The sequence below is a fragment of the Micromonospora sp. NPDC049799 genome, assembly GCF_040656655.1.
Lineage (GTDB): Bacteria > Actinomycetota > Actinomycetes > Mycobacteriales > Micromonosporaceae > Micromonospora.
This window is the reverse complement of record NZ_JBFAMU010000544.1, coordinates 1-3,190: the sequence shown is the minus strand read 5'-3', so window position 1 is coordinate 3,190 and position 3,190 is coordinate 1. Positions and strand designations below refer to the sequence as shown.

The 3,190-nt window shown below is 71.3% G+C and carries 3 protein-coding genes and 1 pseudogene; all 4 read left to right on the top strand.

Annotation, left to right across the window (positions count from 1 at the left end; all coding sequences use genetic code 11):
- Window positions 1–65 (top strand): annotated as a pseudogene (locus tag AB0I76_RS26030) (YgjP-like metallopeptidase domain-containing protein); the annotation flags it as partial.
- A gap of 271 nt (window positions 66–336) precedes the next feature.
- Window positions 337–1,071, top strand: a complete 735-nt coding sequence (locus AB0I76_RS26025; RefSeq protein WP_357040590.1) for a response regulator transcription factor — start codon at window positions 337–339, stop codon at window positions 1,069–1,071.
- Window positions 1,068–2,723 (top strand): ATP-binding protein, encoded by a 1,656-nt coding sequence (locus tag AB0I76_RS26020; protein WP_357040587.1) that lies wholly within the window; start codon window positions 1,068–1,070, stop codon window positions 2,721–2,723. Before AB0I76_RS26025 ends, AB0I76_RS26020 begins: the two co-directional genes overlap by 4 nt.
- Before the next feature lie 132 nt (window positions 2,724–2,855).
- Window positions 2,856–3,190 (top strand): family 16 glycoside hydrolase (locus tag AB0I76_RS26015; RefSeq protein ID WP_357040584.1); only part of this gene is annotated, 335 nt, incomplete at its 3' end.

The window sequence follows — 3,190 nt, the reverse complement described above, 5'->3', positions numbered from 1 at the left end:
ACTGGGTGATCGACTACGTCCTCCTGCACGAGTTGGCGCACCTCATCGTGCCGAGCCACAACGCGCGATGCCGGGCGTTCGCTTGAGGATCCGCCGCCGGACCGCCCACCGCAGTCGCTCGTCGCGGCGGCCCGGGTGCGCCGGTCCGACGACCATGTCCCGGCTCCTGTCTGACATGACGGGCACCGTAGGCAGCCTGTGGTGAAGAACCTTTGAAGAAGCGGTGGGCCGGCTGTGCCGGGATTCCGCTCACCGCTCTCCGGATCCGGCCCACATCAGTTCTTCACGGGTTTCGGGTTTACTTGACCCCGCAACCACCAGGCAGGACGGGGAGACATGAGCGCGCGGATCCTGGTCGCCGAGGACGACCCCAAGCAGGCCAACCTCGTGCGGATCTATCTCGAACGCGAGGGGCACAGCGTTCTGCTGGTCGGCGACGGGCGGATCGCGCTGGACCAGTGCCGGTCCCGCCGGCCGGACCTGGTGGTCCTCGACGTGATGATGCCCGTCGTCGACGGCCTCGACGTGTGCCGGATCCTGCGCGCCGAATCGGACATTCCGATCCTGCTGCTGACCGCCCGTACGACCGAGGAGGACGTCCTGCTGGGCCTCGATCTCGGTGCCGACGACTACCTCACCAAGCCGTACAGCCCGCGCGAGCTGGCCGCTCGGGTCCGGGCGCTGCTGCGCCGGGCCCGGGTGGTGAGCGCCGACAACCGGGCGGTGCTGCGCGTCGGCGAGCTCGAGGTGGACGCCGGTCGATTCGAGGTACGCGTCGGCGGCCGGCCGGTCGCCGTGACGGCCAAGGAGTTCGGCATCCTGGAGGTGCTCGCCAGCGAGCCCGGACGGGCGTTCACCCGGGCGCAGATCATCGACCGAGCCTTCGGATTCGATCGTTTCGTGCTCGAACGCACCGTGGACGCGCACGTGATGAACCTCCGCCGCAAGATCGAGGACGACGTCGCGGAGCCGCGGTACGTCCAGACCGTCTACGGCCGCGGTTACCGGCTCGCCGAACCGGAGCCGGCGGCGAAGCCGACACCCGGGGGCATGCCCGGAGCCGACCGGTGAGTTTTCGGGTACGGGTGCTCTGGCTGGTCATCCTCGTCGCGGTGAGTGCGACCGCCGCGACCGCGTGGCTGACCCTGCGGCAGGCCTCGCAACAGATCAACGAATCGGCCACCACCGACCGGGCGCAACTCGACGAGGTCGTCGGCCGACTCACCACGTACGGCAGCCGGCACGGCACCTGGGAGGGCGTGCCCGAGCTGGTGCGGGACCTGCGCGCCGAGACCGGTCAGCGGATCCACCTGGTCGCCGACACGGGCCAGGTGATCGTGGACACGGACACCCAGGAGGACCGCACCGCCCGGCCACTCGGCACGATGGTCGGAGTCGTCGACCCGCGGCCGGTCCTGAATCTGGCCGCACTGCCGGCGGAGCCGGCGAGCCGGCAGAAAGGTGTGGCCGGTGCGATCACCGGCTACCGCACCGGCGTGCTGTTCGCGGCCTGCCTGACACGGGAATCCGTCCCCGTCGTCGCTTCACCCACCAGCTCGGGGGTTCCGCAGTTCGACGCCGACCTGCGGGCGGCCGGCGTGCGCGACCGCCCTGGTGTCGCTGAGATCGTCGACGGCTGCGCCGACGTCGCGGCGGAGCCGGGCCGGAGCCTGGCGGATGCCGCCTCGGTGCAGGTGTGTGCCCTCTCGACGGTGGAAACACTGGATTCCTGCCTGGCCCAGGCATTCACCAACGACATCAGTGACGTCGCGCCGGTACCCGCCCGGGTCTATCTCGGCGCTCGCGGCGATCCCGCATCCGTGTTGGCCGCCGGTCCACTGCTCGCCGCGGCGGCGGGCGTCGCGGCGGTCGCGGTCATCGGCACCCTGCTGCTGAGCCGGCGGGTGCTGCGCCCCATCGACACGCTCACCGCGGCCGCTCAGCGGCTGGGCCGGGGCGACCTCACCGGACGGGTTCCGGTGCGGGGCAACGACGAGTTGGCCGAGTTGGCCCGGTCGTTCAACCGGATGGCCGACTCCCTGCAGCGCGGGGAGGAGCGGCAACGCCGGATGGTCGCCGACGTCGCCCATGAACTGCGAACCCCGCTGGCGAACCTGCGCGGCTATCTCGAGGCGCTGTCCGACGGCGTGATCACGCCGGACCGGACTCTCTTCGCATCCCTGCACGAAGAGGCGGTGCTGCAGCAGCGCATCGTCGACGATCTGCAGGACCTGGCCCTGGCCGAGGCCGGCAACCTGGCGTACCACCGGGTCACGGTGGATCTGGCCGAACTCCTGGAGACCTGCCGCACCGCCCACCACGCACGGGCCGAGTCGGCCGGGGTGTCGTTGCGCGTGAATGCCGAGCCGGTCGCGGTACACGCCGACCCGGACCGGCTCCGCCAGGTGGTGGGCAACCTCGTCACCAACGCCCTACAGGCGACCGCTGCCGACGGCAGCGTCCGGTTGGTCGCGAGCCGCACCGACACACAGGCGGTCGTCCAGGTCGTCGACACCGGATCGGGAATCGCAGCGGACGCGCTGCCGCATGTGTTCGACCGGTTCTGGCGGGCCGACGCCGCGCGGGGCCGCCGTACCGGGGGCAGTGGCCTCGGCCTCGCCATCGCCCGGCAGATCGTCACCGATCACCAGGGCACCATCACGGTCACGAGCGAGGTCGGAGTCGGGACGACCTTCACCATCACGCTTCCCCGCGCCGACTGACGCCGCCTTTCCACGATGGGACGTGAGTGCGCGCCGCCGCACCTCGTCCACCGCCCGGACCACCGGTGCGGTCTACAGCTTCCAGGCGCCGGACGTCGCGGCCCGGAACGCTGCGCCGAAACCGCCGGGGCAGTGGAACTCCTAGAGATCCGCGTGCAGGGCACCCGCATCAAGGTCCTGCTCAACGGGGTCCTGGTCAACGACTACGTCAGTTCCCGCGCCGTGGCCACCGGTCACGTGGGTGTGCAGAACGACGGCGCCGGGCTGGGCATCTCCTACCGCAACATCCGGATCAAGGAGGAGCGGTTCGCCTACGGCCGGCCGGTGGCGGTCTCCAGCGTCGAGCCGGGCGACGTGCTGGTGGGGGCGCACGCCGTGGACGGCGACCCGGCGACGCGGTGGGGCAGCGCGTACGCCGACCCGCAGTGGATCAGCGTCGACCTCGGCGCGGTGCGCCCGCTGACCCG